Annotated in this window: 13 protein-coding genes and 1 pseudogene; 5 read left to right on the forward strand and 9 right to left on the reverse strand. The window is 68.2% G+C overall.

The window, feature by feature from the left end; translation table 11 throughout:
* Positions 1 to 120 precede the first annotated feature (120 nt).
* The 4 genes from pilB to coaE are packed head-to-tail and all read left to right on the forward strand — an operon-like array spanning position 121 to position 4,609.
* Positions 121 to 1,848 carry a type IV-A pilus assembly ATPase PilB gene (gene pilB / locus LVB77_RS18245; RefSeq protein ID WP_232907487.1) on the forward strand — a complete coding sequence of 576 codons (1,728 nt, stop codon included), beginning with the start codon at positions 121 to 123 and terminating at the stop codon, positions 1,846 to 1,848.
* 3 nt (positions 1,849 to 1,851) lie between these two features.
* Positions 1,852 to 3,105 (forward strand): type II secretion system F family protein, encoded by a 1,254-nt coding sequence (locus LVB77_RS18250; RefSeq protein WP_232907488.1) that lies wholly within the window; start codon positions 1,852 to 1,854, stop codon positions 3,103 to 3,105.
* A 23-nt stretch (positions 3,106 to 3,128) separates the two neighbouring features.
* Positions 3,129 to 3,992, forward strand: coding sequence for an A24 family peptidase (locus LVB77_RS18255; RefSeq protein ID WP_232907490.1), 864 nt, complete (start codon positions 3,129 to 3,131; stop codon positions 3,990 to 3,992).
* A gap of 5 nt (positions 3,993 to 3,997) precedes the next feature.
* On the forward strand, positions 3,998 to 4,609 hold the full coding sequence (coaE, locus tag LVB77_RS18260; protein ID WP_232907491.1) for a dephospho-CoA kinase: 612 nt from the start codon (positions 3,998 to 4,000) through the stop codon (positions 4,607 to 4,609).
* A 147-nt stretch (positions 4,610 to 4,756) separates the two neighbouring features.
* Here coaE and LVB77_RS18265 read toward each other — a convergent pair whose 3' ends face one another.
* The 3 genes from LVB77_RS18265 to LVB77_RS18275 form a co-directional block, all read right to left on the reverse strand.
* A complete protein-coding gene (locus tag LVB77_RS18265; RefSeq protein ID WP_232907492.1) occupies positions 4,757 to 5,716 on the reverse strand; it encodes a Nudix family hydrolase in 960 nt (319 codons plus the stop codon).
* Positions 5,717 to 5,917: 201 nt separating this feature from the next.
* Positions 5,918 to 8,638 carry a preprotein translocase subunit SecA gene (secA, locus tag LVB77_RS18270; protein ID WP_232907493.1) on the reverse strand — a complete coding sequence of 907 codons (2,721 nt, stop codon included), beginning with the start codon at positions 8,636 to 8,638 and terminating at the stop codon, positions 5,918 to 5,920.
* A gap of 503 nt (positions 8,639 to 9,141) precedes the next feature.
* Positions 9,142 to 10,053, reverse strand: a complete 912-nt coding sequence (locus tag LVB77_RS18275) for a M23 family metallopeptidase (RefSeq protein ID WP_232907494.1) — start codon at positions 10,051 to 10,053, stop codon at positions 9,142 to 9,144.
* 7 nt (positions 10,054 to 10,060) lie between these two features.
* Between LVB77_RS18275 and LVB77_RS18280 the strand changes: the two genes are divergently transcribed.
* Entirely contained in the window at positions 10,061 to 10,510 is a 450-nt protein-coding gene (locus tag LVB77_RS18280) for a DUF721 domain-containing protein (RefSeq protein ID WP_232907496.1), read from the forward strand.
* A 230-nt stretch (positions 10,511 to 10,740) separates the two neighbouring features.
* On the opposite strand, the gene lpxC is transcribed toward LVB77_RS18280, so the two are convergent.
* From lpxC to murC, 6 genes and pseudogenes are all read right to left on the reverse strand, one after another.
* Positions 10,741 to 11,649, reverse strand: a complete 909-nt coding sequence (gene lpxC / locus LVB77_RS18285; RefSeq protein WP_232907497.1) for a UDP-3-O-acyl-N-acetylglucosamine deacetylase — start codon at positions 11,647 to 11,649, stop codon at positions 10,741 to 10,743.
* Positions 11,650 to 12,035: 386 nt separating this feature from the next.
* On the reverse strand, positions 12,036 to 13,259 hold the full coding sequence (gene ftsZ / locus LVB77_RS18290) for a cell division protein FtsZ (RefSeq protein WP_232907499.1): 1,224 nt from the start codon (positions 13,257 to 13,259) through the stop codon (positions 12,036 to 12,038).
* A gap of 186 nt (positions 13,260 to 13,445) precedes the next feature.
* The gene (ftsA, locus tag LVB77_RS18295) at positions 13,446 to 14,684 is read right to left on the reverse strand and encodes a cell division protein FtsA (protein WP_055908594.1); all 1,239 of its coding nucleotides are present in this window, start codon (positions 14,682 to 14,684) and stop codon (positions 13,446 to 13,448) included.
* A gap of 56 nt (positions 14,685 to 14,740) precedes the next feature.
* A pseudogene (locus LVB77_RS18300) lies at positions 14,741 to 15,436 on the reverse strand (cell division protein FtsQ/DivIB); the annotation flags it as partial.
* A complete protein-coding gene (locus LVB77_RS18305) occupies positions 15,433 to 16,410 on the reverse strand; it encodes a D-alanine--D-alanine ligase (RefSeq protein ID WP_305068909.1) in 978 nt (325 codons plus the stop codon). The pseudogene LVB77_RS18300 and the gene LVB77_RS18305, both read right to left, overlap by 4 nt.
* Positions 16,407 to 17,840, reverse strand: a complete 1,434-nt coding sequence (gene murC, locus LVB77_RS18310) for a UDP-N-acetylmuramate--L-alanine ligase (protein WP_232910357.1) — start codon at positions 17,838 to 17,840, stop codon at positions 16,407 to 16,409. The genes LVB77_RS18305 and murC overlap by 4 nt, the downstream gene beginning before the upstream one ends.
* Positions 17,841 to 17,847: the final 7 nt, after the last annotated feature.

Consider the following 17,847-nt stretch of genomic DNA (forward strand, 5'->3'; position numbering starts at 1 on the left):
CTGCGGAAGCCCTGAAATATGGCCTGCAGGGGCTTCCAACGCGCAAAAAGGCGACCGTAGTCCGCTCGCGTGGCCCAAGGATTGGGGTAAAGTCGGCCTGGGGAAAAACCGAGGACTGCGATGTCTAGCGTCGCTACCGCCAACTTGGTGGGGATCACCGGCATTGCCCGGCGCTTGGTGCTGGACGGCGCCCTGGAAGAAGCCGCGGCCCGCGAGGCCATGGCCGCCGCCAGCGGCGAGCGCAAGCCGATCGCGACCTATCTGTCCGAAAAGCGACTGGTCTCGGCCGGTCAGCTCGCGGCCGCCAACTCGATCGAGTTCGGCGTGCCGCTGTTCGACGCCTCGGTGCTCGACCAGGCCCAGTCGGCGGTCAAGCTGGTCAGCGAAGAGCTGGTGCGCAAACACGCCGTGCTGCCGCTGTTCAAGCGCGGCAACAAGCTGTTCGTGGGCCTGGCCGATCCGACCAACACCCGCGCGCTGGACGAGATCAAGTTTCAGACCAACCTGGTGATCGAGGCCATCCTCGTCGACGAGGACACGATCCGCCGCAGCCTGGACAAGTGGCTGGAGTCGGCCGACGCGCTGGGCGACGGCGTCAACGAGGAAGGGCTGGAAACGCTCGATGTCGGTGGTGGCGACGACGACCTGACCGCCGCCGGCGACAGCGGCGTCGACGCCAAGGGCGACGACACCCCGGTAGTGAAGTTCGTCAACAAGGTGCTGGTGGACGCGATCCGCCGCGGCGCCTCGGACATCCACTTCGAGCCCTACGAAACCGACTATCGCGTGCGCCTGCGCATCGACGGCCTACTCAAGCAGGTCGCCAAGGTGCCGGTCAAGCTGAGCCCGCGCATCGCCGCGCGCCTGAAGGTCATGGCGCAGCTGGACATCGCCGAGAAGCGCGTCCCGCAGGACGGCCGCATCAAGCTCAACCTGTCCAAGACCAAGCAGATCGACTTCCGCGTCAGCACCCTGCCGACCCTGTTCGGCGAGAAGATCGTGCTGCGTATCCTCGACGGCAGCGCCGCGCGCCTGGGCGTGGACAAGCTGGGTTACGAGGAAGACCAGAAGGAGCTGTTCGTCGGCGCCGTGGTCAAGCCCTACGGCATGGTGCTGGTGACCGGCCCCACCGGCTCGGGCAAGACGGTGTCGCTGTACACCGCGCTGAACATCCTCAACGACGACATGCGCAACATCTCCACCGTCGAGGACCCGGTCGAAATCCGCGTGCCCGGCATCAACCAGGTGCAGATGAACGTCAAGCGCGGCATGACCTTCGCCGCCGCGCTGCGCAGCTTCCTGCGACAGGATCCGGACGTGATCATGGTCGGCGAAATCCGCGACCTGGAAACCGCCGAGATCGCCATCAAGGCCGCCCAGACCGGCCACATGGTGCTGTCCACCCTGCACACCAACGACGCCCCGCAGACCATCGCGCGCCTGATGAACATGGGCGTGGCGCCGTACAACATCACCTCGTCGGTGACCCTGGTCATCGCCCAGCGACTGGCCCGCCGCCTGCACGACTGCAAGCGCGAAGTCCATCTGCCCGAGCACGCGCTGCTGGCCGAGGGCTTCAGCCACGACGAGATCGTCGGTGGGCTCAAGGTTTACGAGCCCGCCGGCTGCCCGGACTGCACCGAGGGCTACAAGGGCCGTACCGGCATCTACCAGGTCATGCCCATGACCGAACAGATCCAGGCCATCGTGCTGGAGGGCGGCAACGCGATGCAGATCGCGGCGGCCGCTCAGAAGTCCGGCGTCCGCGACCTGCGCCAATCGGCGTTGATGAAGGTCAGGAACGGCGTGACCAGCCTCTCCGAAATCAACCGCGTTACCAAGGACTAAACCATGTCCGCGACCCGCTCCGCGACCAAGCCCGCCGCCGCCCGCCGCCCCAATCCGCTCGAGATCTTTGTCTGGGAAGGCAAGGACAAGCGTGGCGTCGTCATGAAGGGCGAGCAGTCGGCCAAGAACGCCAACATGCTGCGCGCCGAGCTGCGCCGCCAGGGCATCACGCCCGGCACGGTCAAGCCCAAGGGCAAGCCGCTGCTCGGCGGCGCCGGCAAGCGCATCACGCCGCGCGACATCGCCATCTTCAGCCGTCAGATCGCGACCATGATGAAATCCGGCGTGCCGATCGTGACCTCGCTGGAGATCATGGCCGGCGGCCAGAAGAACCCCAAGATGAAGACGCTGATCAACACGGTCCGCGCCGACCTCGAAGGCGGCTCGTCGATGCACGAGGCGCTGAGTAAGCATCCGGTCCAGTTCGACGAGCTCTACCGCAACCTGGTCAAGGCCGGCGAATCGGCCGGTGTGCTGGAAACGGTGCTCGACACCGTCGCCAGCTACAAGGAAAACATCGAAAGCCTGAAGGGCAAGATCAAGAAGGCGCTGTTCTATCCGGCCACGGTCGTGGCGGTGGCGATCCTGGTCAGCGCGATCCTGCTGATCTTCGTGGTGCCGCAGTTCGAGAAGACCTTCGAGAGCTTCGGCGCCGAGCTGCCGGCGTTCACCCTGATGATCATCGGCGCCAGCGATTTCATGATCGCGTATTGGTGGGCGGTGCTGCTGGTGCTGATCGGCACCGGCGTGGGCTTCATCATGGCCAAGAACCGCTCGCCGGCCTTCGCCCACTTCCTGGACCGCATGATGCTGAAGATCCCGGTGGTCGGGCAGATCCTGCACAACTCCGCGATCGCGCGTTTCGCCCGCACCCTGGCCGTGACCTTCAAGGCCGGCGTGCCGCTGGTGGAGGCGCTGGACACCGTCGCCGGCGCCACCGGCAACGTGGTCTACGAATCGGCCGTGCGCCGCATCCGCGACGACGTCGCGGTGGGCTACCAGCTCAATATGTCGATGAAGCAGGTCAACCTGTTCCCGCACATGGTGATCCAGATGACCGCGATCGGCGAAGAGGCCGGCGCGCTCGACACCATGCTGTTCAAGGTCGCCGAGTTCTACGAGGAAGAGGTCAACAACGCCGTCGACGCGCTGTCCAGCCTGCTCGAACCGCTGATCATGATGGTGCTGGGCGTGATCGTCGGCAGCATGGTCATCGGCATGTACCTGCCGATCTTCAAGCTCGCCGCGACGATCTGACGCTTCGGGGTTATCCTTCGCGCATGGCATTCCTGGATCAGAACCCCGGCCTCGGGTTTCCGCTCGCGGCCGGCTTCGGCCTGTTGGTCGGCAGTTTCCTCAACGTGGTCATCCTGCGCCTGCCCAAGCGGCTGGAATGGCAGTGGAATCGCGACGCGCGCGAGATCCTGGAACTGCCGGAAATCTACGACCCGCCGCCGCCGGGCATCGTGGTCGAGCGCTCGCACTGTCCGCATTGCAAGCACCAGCTGAGCTGGTACGAAAACATCCCGCTCTTCAGCTACCTGTTCCTGCGCGGCCGCTGCCGCAGCTGCAAGGCGCCGATTTCGCCGCAGTACCCGCTGGTCGAGGCGATCACCATGCTGGCGGTGCTGGCCTGCGTGTGGCGCTTCGGCTTCGGCTGGCAGGGCTTCGGCGCGATCGTGTTCAGCACCTTCCTGATCGCGCTGTCGGGCATCGATTTCCGCACCAAGCTGCTGCCCGACCAGCTCACATTACCCTTGATGTGGCTGGGCCTGATCGCCAGTTCCGACAATCTCTATTTCCAGACCAAGCCGGCCCTGCTCGGCGCGATCGCCGGCTACCTCAGCCTGTGGTCGGTGTGGTGGGTGTTCAAACAGCTGACCGGCAAGGAAGGCATGGGCCACGGCGACTTCAAGCTGCTCGCCGCGATCGGCGCCTGGGTCGGGCTCAAAGGCATCCTGCCGACCATCCTGCTGTCCTCGCTGGTCGGCGCCATCATCGGTTCGATCTGGCTGACCGCGCGCGGCCGCGACAAGGCCACGCCGATCCCATTCGGTCCCTACCTCGCAATCGCGGGCTGGATCGTGTTCTTCTGGGGCGAGCAACTGGTCGGCGCGTACATGCGCTACGCCGGGCTGCGCTGACCGCCATGGCCGCGTTCTGCGTCGGGGTGACCGGCGGCGTGGCCTCGGGCAAGAGCGAAGTGACGCGGCGTTTCGAGGCGCTGGGCGTGACCGTGGCCGACGCCGACCTGGCCGCGCGCGCGGCCGTCGAGGCCGGCTCGCAAGGGCTGGCCGAGGTCGTGGCCGCGTTCGGCGATGAGGTGCTAGACGCGCACGGCGGCCTGGATCGCGCCGCGATGCGCCGGCGCGTGTTCGCCGACCCCGACGCGCGCCGCCGCCTGGAGGCCATCGTGCATCCGCGCGTGCGCGCCTTGCTGCGCGAGCAATGCGAACGCGCGCCCGGCGCCTACGCGATCGCCGCGATCCCCTTGCTCACCGAAGGCGGCGGCCGCGAGGCCTACCCCTGGCTGCAGCGCATCCTGCTGGTCGACGTACCGGTGGAGGTGCAGCGCGCGCGCGTGATGGCGCGCGACCGCGTCGAAGCCGAGCTGGCCGAACGCATGATCGCGGCCCAGGCCACGCGCGCGGCGCGCCTGGCGATCGCCGACGACGTGATCGTCAACGACGGCCCGTTGGACGCGTTGGACCGGCACGTAGCGGAGCTGGACCGGCGCTATCGGGCGCTGGCGTCGGGCTGAGTTCGCCGCGAAACCCGTTTCTGTGGGAGCGGCGTGAGCCGCGATTTGCTCCAGCGGCTGGCGAACCAGGGAATCGCGGCTTACGCCGCTCCTACGGAGAGCACGCAGAGCCTCGTTGCCTGCGGACCATTGCAGAGTGTTCCGCACCTACTTGGCGTCGGGCCAGAACGCGCGAATGGCGGCGATTCCCTGCGCGCCGTGCGCGCGCGCCTCTGTCATATCGTCCGCGCCCAGCCCGCCGATCGCATAGATCGGCAACGAGACCTCCTCGCGCAGCGCGGCGAAACCGTCCCAGCCGATGCCGGCCCGGTCCGGGTGGCTGGGCGTGGCGCGGACCGCGCCGACCACGGCGAAATCGCAGCCCAGCGCCTGCGCCGCGCGCAGCTCCTGCGCGTCGTGGCAGGACGCCGCCAGCGCCTGTCCGGCCGGCAGCGGACGTTGCGCGTGCTCGCGCAGTTGCGCCGCGCGCAGGTGCAGGCCGGTGCCCAGCTCGGCCGCGAGCGCGGCGTCGCCGTTGAGCAGGACCTGGGCACGCGCGCGACGGCATCGCAATGCGGCGGCGGCGGCCAACGATTTCCAGCGCGCCGCGGGCGTGGCCGTCGCGCGCAGCTGCACCCGGCGCACGCCGGCGGCCAGCGCGCGGTCCAGCGCGGCCAGCCAGTCGGCGTCTGCCATCGCGGCGGGATCGGGCGTGACCAGATAGCGATCGGGCTGCAGCAGGGCCGCGACCACCGGCCGATCGGCCGGCGGCATCTCGTAGGCGCTCAGCTTGGCCGGCGGCACCCAGGCCAGGGCCTGACCTTCGCGGCCGCGCACGCTGCCGCTCCAGTGCCGCAGCTCGCGCACGTCCAGGCGCAGGCGCTTGTCCGGATACTGCTGCGGCACGTCGATCAGGGCATCGCCGACCTCGCAGGCGATGCCCAGTTCCTCATGCAGTTCGCGTTGCAGGGCGGCCTCGGCCGACTCGCCGGGCTCGCGCTTGCCGCCGGGAAATTCCCACAGGCCGGCCAGGTCGCGGCCTTCCGTACGCCGGGTCAGCAGCACCCGGCCGCGTGCGTCGCGCACGACCGCGGCGACCACGTGAATCTGGCGGCGTTGGGAGGACACTATTTGCCGGCCCGAATCGTCGTCCCCGCGAAGGCGGGGCGCCAGGGCGTCGTCCAGGTAGGGCTCTGAAGTTTCATTCCCGGCCACCCGACTGGCTCCGGCGGCGCTCAGCGCCGCAGGGGCCGATGGCTCGCAAGCCGCGGCGCGTCATCCCCGCCTGCGCGAGGACGACGAGCGGGAGCGGAGTCTGAGCAGCCGGCTTTACGCCAGCTGCCCATGGCAGTGCTTGTACTTCTTGCCGCTGCCGCAGGGGCAGGGATCGTTGCGGCCGACATTGGCGAAGGCCTCCTCGGACACCTGCGCGGCCTCCTCGTCGGCGCCGAAGCCGCCGGCGCTGGCATGCTGGAACTGCATCTGCCGGGCCTGGGCCTCGGCCTGCGCGCGTTCCTGCGCTTCCATCGCCGCGATCTCTTCCTCGTTGCGGATGCGCACGCGCGACAGCAGCGTGACCACTTCGCGCTTGACCTTCTCCAGCATGTCCGAGAACAGCTCGAAGGCTTCCTTCTTGTATTCCTGCTTGGGCTGCTTCTGCGCATAACCGCGCAGGTGGATGCCCTGACGCAGGTAGTCCATGCGCGCCAGATGCTCCTTCCAGTTCTGGTCGAGCACGTTGAGCATGATGTGCTTTTCCAGCATGCGCATGGTCTCGCCGCCCAGCTGCGCCTCGCGATCGCCGAAGTGCTGGTTGACCGCCTCGAGCACGCGCGCGGCGACGCCTTCGGCATCGAGCTCGTCGTGGCTGCGGGCGAAGTCGACCATGTCGACCTGCACGCCGAACTCCTCGGCGATGCCCGACTCCAGGCCCGGCAGATCCCACTGCTCGTCGACCGAATTCGGCGGCACGTAGCGCGCGACCAGGTCGGCGACCACGTCCTCGCGGATGCCTTCGACGTTGTCCTGCACGCTCTCGGCTTCCAGCAACTCGTCGCGCTGGCCGTAGATCACCTTGCGCTGGTCGTTGTTGACGTCGTCGAAGTCGAGCAAGTTCTTACGGATGTCGAAGTTATGGGCCTCGACCTTGCGCTGCGCGTTGGCGATCTGCTTGGTCACCAGCGGGCTTTCGATGATGTCGTCTTCCTTCAGGCCCATGCGCGCCATCACGCGTTGCACCCAGTCGGCGGCGAAGATGCGCATCAGGTTGTCTTCGAGCGACAGATAGAAGCGCGACGAACCCGGATCGCCCTGGCGGCCGGCGCGGCCGCGCAGCTGGTTGTCGATACGGCGCGACTCGTGGCGCTCGGTGCCGACGATGTGCAGGCCGCCGGAGGCCTTGACCGCGTCGTGGCGACGCTGCCATTCGGTCTTCAGGCGCGCGTGGGTGACTTCGTCGACCGGCTGGCCGTCGTTGGCCGCGGCCAGCTCGCTCAGCTCGTTCTCCAGCGATCCGCCCAGCACGATGTCGGTACCGCGGCCGGCCATGTTGGTGGCGATGGTGATCGCGCCGGGGCGGCCGGCCTGGGCGACGATGTTGGCTTCGCGCTCGTGCTGCTTGGCGTTGAGCACCTCGTGCGCCACGCCGGCCTCGCGCAGCTGCTGGCTCAGCATTTCCGACACTTCGATCGAGGTCGTGCCGACCAGCACCGGCTGGCCGCGGCCGTGCGCGTCCTTGATCTCGTTGAGCACCGCGCGGTACTTGCCGGCGCGATTGAGGAACACCTGGTCCGGATGATCCTTGCGCACCATCGCGCGATGGGTCGGGATCACGATCACTTCCAGGCCGTAGATGCTCTGGAATTCGTACGCCTCGGTGTCCGCCGTACCGGTCATGCCGGCCAGCTTCTTGTACATGCGGAACAGGTTCTGGAAGGTGATCGAGGCCAGCGTCTGGTTCTCGCGCTGGACCGGCACGCCTTCCTTCGCCTCGACCGCCTGGTGCAGGCCGTCCGACCAGCGACGGCCGGCCAGGGTACGGCCGGTGAATTCGTCGACGATCACCACCTCGCCGTCGCGCACGATGTAATCGACGTCGCGCTGGTAGATCGCATGCGCGCGCAGCGCGGCGTTGAGGTGATGCACCACGCTGAGGTTGGTGGCGCCGTACAGGCTGTCTTCGTCGCCCTGCAGGATGCCGGCGCGGCGCAGCAGATCCTCGGCGTGCTCCTGGCCGGACTCGGACAGGTGCACCTGCTTGCCCTTCTCGTCGACCCAGTAATCGCCCTCGCCGTCTTCCTTCTCCTGACGGATCAGCGACGGCACGATGCGATTGACCTTGATGTACAGCTCCGGCGATTCGTCGGCCGGGCCGGAAATGATCAGCGGCGTGCGCGCCTCGTCGATCAGGATCGAGTCGACCTCGTCGACGATCGCGTAGTGCAGGCCGCGCTGGAAGCGGTCCTCCTTCGACAGCGCCATGTTGTCGCGCAGGTAGTCGAAGCCGAATTCGTTGTTGGTGCCGTAGGTGATGTCGGCGGCGTAGGCGGCATGCTTGTCGCTATGCGCCATGCCCGGGTAGACCACGTCCACGCTCAGGCCCAGCCAGTTGTACAGACGACCCATCCAGGCCGAGTCGCGGCGCGCCAGGTAGTCGTTGACGGTGACCACATGCACGCCCTTGCCCTCGAGCGCGTTGAGGTAGACCGGCAGCGTGCCCACCAGGGTCTTGCCCTCGCCGGTGCGCATCTCGGCGATCTTGCCCAGGTGCAGCACCATGCCGCCGATCAGCTGCACGTCGTAATGGCGCATGCCGAGTACGCGCTTGGACGCCTCGCGGCAGACCGCGAACGCTTCCGGCAGCAGCTTGTCCAGGGTCTCGCCGTCGGCGATGCGCTGCTGGAACTCGGGAGTCTTGGCCTGCAGCTGCGCGTCGGAGAGCTTTTCCATCTCCGGTTCGAGCGCGTTGATCTTGACGACGGAGCGTTGCAGTTGACGCAGCAGGCGATCGTTGCGGCTGCCGAAAACGCGGGTAAGCAGGCTGTTGAGCATGAACGGGTCCGTGAAGCGGAACAGGAATGCGAGGGCGGGATGCGTTAAGAACGCTTACCCGCCAGCGAGTTCCCGGTTTTAGGGAGGTCCAGAGACGAAATCGGAGCGCCTGGCGCCCCGATCGTGTCGAGCCTGGTCTTAAGCCAACGCTCATTCTAGCTTGGGCCGCGCCCGGGTGCTTGCAAGGGGGCGGCCCGCCCCGCATTCATGCGTTTCGGGGGGCCGGAAACGAAAACGGCGCCCTGGGGCGCCGTCGGCGGGTTCTTTGCTGCTAGCGCTGCGCGTGTAGCGAGGCTTCCGGCCCGCCGCAGCGCGACGGGCGTTCGTCAGGCCGCGAGCCAGTGGCTCGCAAGCAGGCCTTCCTTACCCAGCCCGCCGCAGCGCGACGGGCGTTCGTCAGGCCGCGAGCCAGTGGCTCGCAAGCAGGCCTTCCTTACCCAGCCCGCCGCAGCGCGACGGGCGTTCGTCAGGCCGCGAGCCAGTGGCTCGCAAGCAGGCCTTCCTCACCCACGCAGCGGCGACTGCTGGTTCAAGAACTTGACCGGGTTCACGACCCGACCGTTCTCCCAGACCTCGAAATGCACGTGGGCGCCGGTGGAGCGGCCGGTGGAGCCGGCCTTGGCGACTTCCTGGCCCGCGCGGACCAGCTCGCCGACCTTGAGCAGCAGGCGCGAGTTGTGCGCGTAGCGGGTCACGTAGCCGTTGCCGTGGTCGACCTCGACCACGTTGCCGTAGCCCGAGCGCACGCCCGAATAGCTGACCACGCCGTCGGCCACGGCCAGCACCGGGTCGCCGACGTCGGCTTCGAAATCGATGCCCTTGTGGAACGCGCTGCCGCCGTTGAACGGATCGGCGCGGCCGCCGAAGCCGGAGGTGATGTAGCTGTTGGCGATCGGCGCGCGCGAGGGCACCGCGTTCATGTCGAGCTGGCGGTTGAACAGCAGCGACTCCAGCACCGACAGCTGCTCGCCGGAGGCCTTGAACTGGCGATCCAGGTGCGCCATGCCGCCCGATAACTCGGCCTTGGGCATGTCGCGGACCGGGCCCGCGCCACCTTGGCCGACCGGCTTGTTGAAGTCGAACTCGCCGTCCTGCAGCTGACCGATACGGGTCAGGCGCTCGCCGAGCGCGTTGAGGCGGTTGGCCTCGGCCTGCAGTTCGCCCATGCGCGCGGCCAGGGCGTTGATCTCGCGCTGGGCGTCGCGCTTGGTCGCGTCGATCTGAGCCTGCTGTTCGCGCACCTGCGCGCGCAGCATGAAGTTGTCGGCGATGCCGGCGCCGGCGCCCAGCGCCACGCCGGAGCCCAGGAGCAGGGCGACCGCGACGGCAGGACGGCGTCCGCCGAAGTGGCCGACATGCTGGAAGAACGTTCCCAGCTGCGCCCGCGATTTGTTTACGATGGATTGATAGGTCATGTGTTCTATGTCTGATTCCAAGTCCAAACCACCCAAGCGCCCCCCCTCGACCCCTCGCGACGCGCTCGAAGCGCTGCTCGCTGAGCCGGCGGGGAACCCGATCCGTCGAGCGCTGTGGCTGGACGGTCTGGACCGACGGTTACGCCCCCTCTTGCCGCCTTCGCTGGCCGCGCACGCGCGACTGGCTAACTTCGATAACGGCAAGCTCGTATTTGTCGTCGATGCTCCGGTGTGGCGGGCCAAGCTTCGGCTCGCGGCTCCGGAACTACTCGACGCGGCCCGTTCCGTCGGGCTGGATGCAGCTGAACTGATCGTCAAAACGACAGCGCCGGTGGCCGCGCCTGTGCGGCCTGTCCGGAAAGCCTTACCCATGTCGGCAGCCGCGCAGAAAGCCTTGGCGGATGCCCTGGCGTCGCTCAAAGAACCCGATCCATCGGATTCGGATGACGCCGCCTGACCCCTGCGCGACGGCTGGCACGGTCCGTGCCGCCGCCGGCGTTGTGGCCGGGTCGGGGCATGCTAACGGCCTAAACCCTTGAATTTGTTAAGAGCGCACTAAAGAAACGGTAAAAAACCGTTAAAATTTAGTTAAAGCGTCACCGGACGTTCACGTCTGTGATCCGTCGCACGTTGGGGTCATGGCTGTGCCCGGCGTGTTCACTGGCCGTGCCAGGTCGGGCGGAGAACTCAGGCCGGGACGGGTTCGCCGTAGGCCACCGGCGGTGCATCCACGTCGGTGTAGGTGACTTCTTCCCAGGCCGAACGCTCGGCCAGCAGGGCGCGCACCAGCTGATTGTTGAGCGCGTGGCCGGACTTGTAGCCCTCGTAGGCGCCGATGATCGGGTGCCCGGCCAGGTACAGGTCGCCGACCGCGTCGAGGATCTTGTGGCGCACGAACTCGTCGGCGTAGCGCAGGCCGTCGTCGTTGAGCACGCGGAACTCGTCCAGCACGATCGCGTTGTCCATCGAGCCGCCCAGGCCCAGGTTGCGCTCGCGCATGTACTCCAGGTCGCGCATGAAGCCGAAGGTACGGGCGCGGCTGACTTCGCGGATGTAGTTCTCGGTCGAGAACTCGACCTCCGCGCGCGATTGCGAGGCCGGGATCGCCGGGTGGTCGAACACCACGGTGAAGCCCAGACGGAAGCCGTCGTAGGGCTCGAAGCGGGCGACCTTGTCGCCGTGCACCACTTCGATCGGGCGCTTGATGCGGATGAAGCGCTTCGGCGCCTCCTGCTCGGCGATGCCCGCCGACTGCAGCAGGAACACGAAGGGACCGGCGGAACCGTCCATGATCGGCACTTCGGCCGCGGACAGTTCGATAAAGATGTTGTCGACGCCCAGGCCGGCCAGCGCCGACAGCAGGTGCTCGACGGTCATGACCTTGCCCGCGCCCTGGGTCAGGCCAGTGCACAGCACGGTCTCGGTGACCAGCTGCGCCGCCGCGGGGATCTCCACCACCGGGTCCAGGTCCACGCGCCGGAACACGACACCGGTGTCCACCGGGGCCGGGCGCAGGGTGAGAAAAACCTTCTCGCCGCTGTGCAGGCCCACGCCGGTGGCGCGGATCACGTTCTTGAGGGTGCGCTGACGCAACATGGGTCGGTGGGGTCTGCCTGGCCGCGTGGGACGGCCTGTCGTTGGTGCGGGTTCGTGTCGGGCCTCGCGGCCGACTCCATCACTATCGGGACGGGGTCGAAACCGCGCAAGGGTAGCACGCAGCACCCTGAACCTGAACGGAAAGGACGCAGTGTCCCACCGTTGGCGCCGGTGCGCGAAACCGGCCGGCCGACCCGCCTAGGGACGGGTCGGCCGGTCCAAAACGCCGCGCGCCTGAGCGCGCGGCGGAGTACCGCCCCCGGGCCGGGGGACGAATCCGGCCCGGGGTGTTGGAACAGGAGTGAGCGCAGAGGGGTGAGGAGCGAGCGAACTCAGCCCAGCCCCCATACTCACTCCGTACTTCTACTTATTGCTCACTTCTGGCTTCAATCCGCCTGGCGGCGCAGGAACGCCGGGATGTCCAGGTAGCTGCTGTCGTTGCCGAAGTCGGCCACGGCCGGGGCCGAGCTTTCCATCGGGCGCGAGCCGCCGCGCAGGTTGCCGCCGAAGCTGGACATCGGCGAGGACGGCATTTCGTCCATGGCCGAGAACTCCGGCTGGCCGGTGGTGGCGTTGCGCACCAGCTGGATCGGAGCGCGCTGCGATTCGCGATCAAAGCCCTGGCCGCGCACCGACTGCTTGGCGGCGACGCGGTTGAGGCCGGTGGCGACCACGGTGACCTTGACCTCGTCCTGCATGTCCGGATCCAGCACGGTGCCGATGACCACGGTCGCATCCTCGGAGGCGAAGCCTTCGATGGTACGGCCGACCTCGTCGAACTCGGCCATGGTGAAGTCCGGGCCGGCGGTGATGTTGACCAGGATGCCGTTGGCGCCGGACAGGTTGACGTCGTCCAGCAGCGGGTTCTGGATCGCCGATTCGGCCGCGGCCTGGGCGCGATCGTCGCCGCGCGCCGAGCCGGTGCCCATCATCGCCAGGCCCATCTCGCTCATCACGGTGCGCACGTCGGCGAAGTCGACGTTGATCAGACCCGGACGCACGATCAGGTCGGCGATGCCCTGCACGGCGCCCAGCAGCACGTCGTTGGCGGCGCGGAAGGCCTGGATCATGGTCGCGTTGCGGCCGAGTACGGTGATCAGCTTCTCGTTCGGGATCGTGATCAGCGAGTCGCAGTGGTGCGACAGCTCCTCGATGCCCTTGAGCGCGACCTGCATGCGGCGGCGGCCCTCGAACGGGAACGGCTTGGTGACCACGGCCACGGTCAGGATGCCCATTTCCTTGGCCAGCTGCGCCACTACCGGCGCCGCGCCGGTGCCGGTGCCGCCGCCCATGCCGGCGGTGATGAAGACCATGTCGGCGCCGGTCAGCGCGTCCATGATGCGTTCGCGATCTTCCAGCGCGGCCTGACGGCCCACTTCCGGATTCGCGCCCGCGCCCAGGCCCTTGGTGACGTTGCTGCCCAGCTGCAGCTGCAGCTTGGCGCCGCAGTTCTTGATCGCCTGGGCGTCGGTGTTGGCGGTGATGAATTCCACGCCGTCGACGCTGCCGCTGACCATGTGCGCCACGGCGTTGCCGCCGCCGCCGCCCACGCCGACGACCTTGATGACCGCGTTCGGGGCCATTTTTTCAACCAATTCGAAATGTGCCATGTCCTCGTCCTCGTTATGTATTGCTAGTTATGGATACATCGCTGGTGCCGCATGAAACCGACTTGCAAACCCTTAGCCGCCGTCTCGCCTGCCGCGCGATCCGGGCCCGGCCCGGATCCGGAATCGGCGCCGATCGCATCCGGCTCGATTCCTTGAAACCCACGTCGCTCACGACCGTCCGTCCGGTCAGAATTCGCCGCGGTACCAGTTCTTGATCTTGTTGAAGAAGCTGCCGGCGCGACCGGTCGGAATCACCGAACTGCGCCGCGGATGCTCGATCTGGCTGCCCATCAGCAGCAGGCCCACGCCGGTGGCGTGGACCGGGTTGCCGACCACCTCGCCCAGCCCGGTCACGTGTTGCGGAATGCCCACGCGCACCGGCATCTGCAGCATTTCCTCGGCCAGCTCCACCACGCCTTCCATCTTCGCCGCGCCGCCGGTCAGGACCATGCCGGCGCGCACGTGCTGTTCGAAACCCGAACGGCGCAGCTCGGCCTGGATCATTTCGAAGATCTCCTCGTAGCGCGCCTGCACCGCCTGCGCCAGCGAATGGCGCGGCATGCGCCGCGGCGGACGATCGCCCACGCTGGGCACCTGGATCGACTCTTCGGCGGTGGCCATCTGCGCCAGCGCGCAGGCGTAGCGCACCTTGATCTGCTCGGCCTCGGGCGTGGGCGTGCGCAGCATGTGCGCGATGTCCTCGGTGACCTTGTCGCCGGCGATCGCCAGGCTGGCGCTGTGCGCGATCGCGCCCTGCACGAACACCGCGATGTCGGTGGTGCCGGCGCCGATGTCGACCAGCACCACGCCCAGCTCGCGCTCGTCGCTGGTCAGCACCGCGGTGCTGGAGGCCAGCACGCTCAGGATCAGGTCGTCGACCTGCAGGCCGCAGCGCTGCACGCACTTGCTGATGTTGGCCGCCGCCGACTGCGCGCACACCACCAGGTGCGCATGCACCTCCAGGCGCACGCCGGTCATGCCGACCGGATTGCGGATGCCTTCCTGCGAATCGTCCAGCACGTAGTCGCGCGGGATCGCGTGCAGGATTTTCTGGTCGGCCGGGATCGCCACCGCCTTGGCCGCCTCCAGCACGCGGTCGAGATCGCCGTAGGTGACCTCGCCGTCGCGGATCGGGGCGATGCCCTGCGAGTTGCGGCACTGCACGTGGTTGCCGGAGATCGAGGCGTAGACCGAGCGGATCTCGCAGCCGGCCATCAGCTCGGCCTCCTCGATCGCGCGCTGGATCGATTGCACCGTCGACTCGATATCGACCACCACGCCGCGCTTGAGGCCGCGCGATTCGTGCGATCCGATGCCGATGACCTCGATCGGGTTGCCCGGCGAATACTCGCCCACCAGCGCCACCACCTTCGAGGTGCCGATGTCGAGGCCGACGATCAGCGATTTGTCGCCTTTGCGATTCATGACTTTTCCTGCTGCTGTTGCGTTGCGGCCGTGGGCGCGGTGATCGGCGCCCACGACAGCGCGAAACCATTGGTGTAACGAAGATCGGCGCGGGCCAGGATCTGCACCCGTTGCGCCAGCAAACGCGGCATCAGCCGCACGAAACGCGCCAGGCGCGCGCGCGCCTGCTCGCGCCCCACCACCACCTCGGTGCCGCCCGGGGCGGCACCGTTGACCAGGCCCAGCGTGCAGCTGCCGCGCTGGTCGATTTCGACCCGCTGCACTTCCATCCCGATCGGCGCGAACATCGCGCGCGACTCGTTGTACAGCGCCACCACTTCGGCCACGCGCGCATCCGGGCCGGCGAACTGCGGCAGGCCCTTGGGCACGTCCACGCCCTTGGCCGGGAACAAACGGCCCTGCTCCGACAACAGGCGGTCGGCGCCCCAGCGCGCGAACGGGCGATGCTCGGCCACGCTCACCTCCAACACATCGGGCCAGCGCTTGCGCACCTCGGCGTGCTCCACCCACGGCAGCTTGGCGACCGCGCCCTGCGCGCCGGCCAGATCGACCGCGAAGAAGCCGCGCTGCGCGTAGGGCAGCAGCGTGCGACGCAGCAGCGCCTCGTCGACCCGGTCGAACTGCCCGGTCACGCGCAGCTTGCGCAACGGCCATTGGCCCGCGCCGATCCAGCCGTTGAGCACGGCGACCACCGGCAGCGCGACCAGCGCCAGCGCGAGCAGCCAACCGATGAGGCGCAGCATGGCGTTCACGCCGTGGCACCTCCTTGCACGGTCGCCTCGAGCACGCGCCAGCACAGCTCGTCGTACTCGATGCCGACCTGACGCGCCGCCTTGGGCACCAGCGAATGGCTGGTCATGCCCGGCGCGGTGTTGACCTCGATCAGGTACAGCTGGCCGCTGTCGCGGTCGCGCATCACGTCGACGCGGCCCCAACCCTTGCAGCCGGCGGCGACGAAGGCGCGCATCGCGATGCGGCGGATCTCGTCCTCGACCTCGCCCTCCAGACCCGGGCACAGGTACTGGGTGTCGTCGGCGATGTACTTGGCGTGGTAGTCGTACCACGGGCCCTTGGGCACGATGCGGATCGACGGCAGCGCGGTGTAGCCGTCGCCGTTGATCAGCACCGCGACGGTGAGCTCGTCGCCGATCACCATCTGCTCCATCAGCATCTCACCGGGATAGCGCGCGGCAAGCGCCACGGCCTCGTCGATGTCGGCGTCGGCCAGCACCCGCGACACGCCCACGCTGGAGCCTTCGCTGGACGGCTTGATGATCACCGGCAGACCGATCTCGCGCGCTGCCGCGTGCACGTCCTCGCCCTTGGCGATGCGCTTGTAGCGCGGCGTCGGCAGGCCTTCGGCCATCCACACCTGCTTGGTGCGGATCTTGTCCATGGCCAGCGCCGAACCCAGCACATCCGAGCCGGTATAGGGCACGCCCAGCGCTTCCAGCACGCCTTGCAGCACGCCGTCCTCACCGCCGCCCTTGTTGCCGTGCAGGATGTTGAACACGCGGTCGACGCGCTTCGCCTGGATGGCCTCGATCAGCGCAGGAATGCCGTCCACCGCGAACGCTTCGACGCCGCGCGAACGCAGCGCCTCTAGCACGCCGCGCCCGGAATCCAGCGACACCTCGCGCTCGGCGCTGGTGCCGCCCATGAGCACGGCGACGCGCCCGAACACGGCCGGATCGGTGACGCGGAGCGGAACGAACTGCGAACTCACTTGGACTCTCCCTGAAAACCGTTGTGGGCGATCTGCTGCGCGGCGTGGCCGATGTCGCCGGCCCCCATCATCAGCAGCAGGTCGCCGTCGTTGAGCACGTCGGGCAGCACCGCGGCCAGTTCGCCTGCGCCGCCGACCACGACCGGATCGATGCGGCCGCGCGCGCGGATCGCGCGCGCCAGCGACTTGGCGTCGGCGCCGGCGATCGGCGCCTCGCCGGCCGGGTAGATCTCGGTCAGCACCAGCGCATCGACGCTGGACAGCACCGCGGCGAACTCGTCGAACAGGTCGCGGGTGCGGCTGTAGCGGTGCGGCTGGAACGCTACCACCAGGCGCTTGTCCGGCCAGCCGCCGCGCGCGGCGGCGAACACCGCCTCCAATTCCTTGGGGTGGTGGCCGTAGTCGTCGACCAGCTGCACGTTGGCGCCCTTGGCGGTGCGCAGCTGCGCCAGCAGGTTGAAGCGGCGGCCGATGCCGGCGAAGTTCTGCAACGCGCGCGCGATCGCCTCGGGCTGCACGCCCAGCTGCCAGCCCACCGCGGCCGCGGCCAGCGCGTTGAGCACGTTGTGGCGGCCCGGCAGCGCCAAGGTCACCGCGGTGCGCGTCGCGTCGGGCAGGCACAGGGTGAAGCGCATGTTCGGGCCGTGCTGCTCGACGTCCTCGGCGCGCACGTCGGCGGCGCCGTCGAAGCCGTAGGTCATCACGTGGCGCGGCGTCTCGGCGGCCAGCGCGGCGACCTTGGGATCGTCGATGCACAGCACCGCCAGGCCGTAGAACGGCAGACGGTGCAGGAATTCCTCGAACGCGGCCTGGACCTTGGCGAAGTCGCCACCGTAGTTCTCCAGGTGATCGGCATCGATGTTGGTGACGATGGCGATCTGCGGGTTCAGGCGCAGGAAGCTGCCGTCGCTCTCGTCGGCCTCGGCCACCAGCCACTGGCCGCCGCCCAGGCGCGCGTTGGCGCCGGCGGCGAGCAATTGGCCGCCGATCACGAAGGTCGGATCGATGCCGCCCTCGCCCAGCACGCTGGCGGCCAGCGAGGTGGTGGTGGTCTTGCCGTGGGTGCCGGCCACCGCGATACCGCGACGGAAACGCATCAGCTCGGCCAGCATCTCCGCGCGCGGCACCACCGGAATGCGCTGCGCGCGCGCTTCCATCAGCTCCGGGTTGTCGCGCTTGATCGCGCTGGACACCACCACGCAGTCGCTGCCCAGCACGTTGGCGGCGGCATGGCCGCGATGCACGGCGATCCCCAGCGACGCCAGGCGGCGCGTGACGGCGTTGTCGGCCATGTCCGATCCGGACACCTGATAGCCCAGCGTGCACATGACCTCGGCGATGCCGCTCATGCCGGTGCCGCCGATGCCGACGAAGTGCACGCGCGGAAAGGCCTGGGCGAGATCGCCCGTGTGCTGCAGCCGGCGGCGCAGGGCCGTG

Source organism: Lysobacter sp. 5GHs7-4 (assembly GCF_021284765.1).
Taxonomy (GTDB): Bacteria; Pseudomonadota; Gammaproteobacteria; order Xanthomonadales; family Xanthomonadaceae; genus Lysobacter.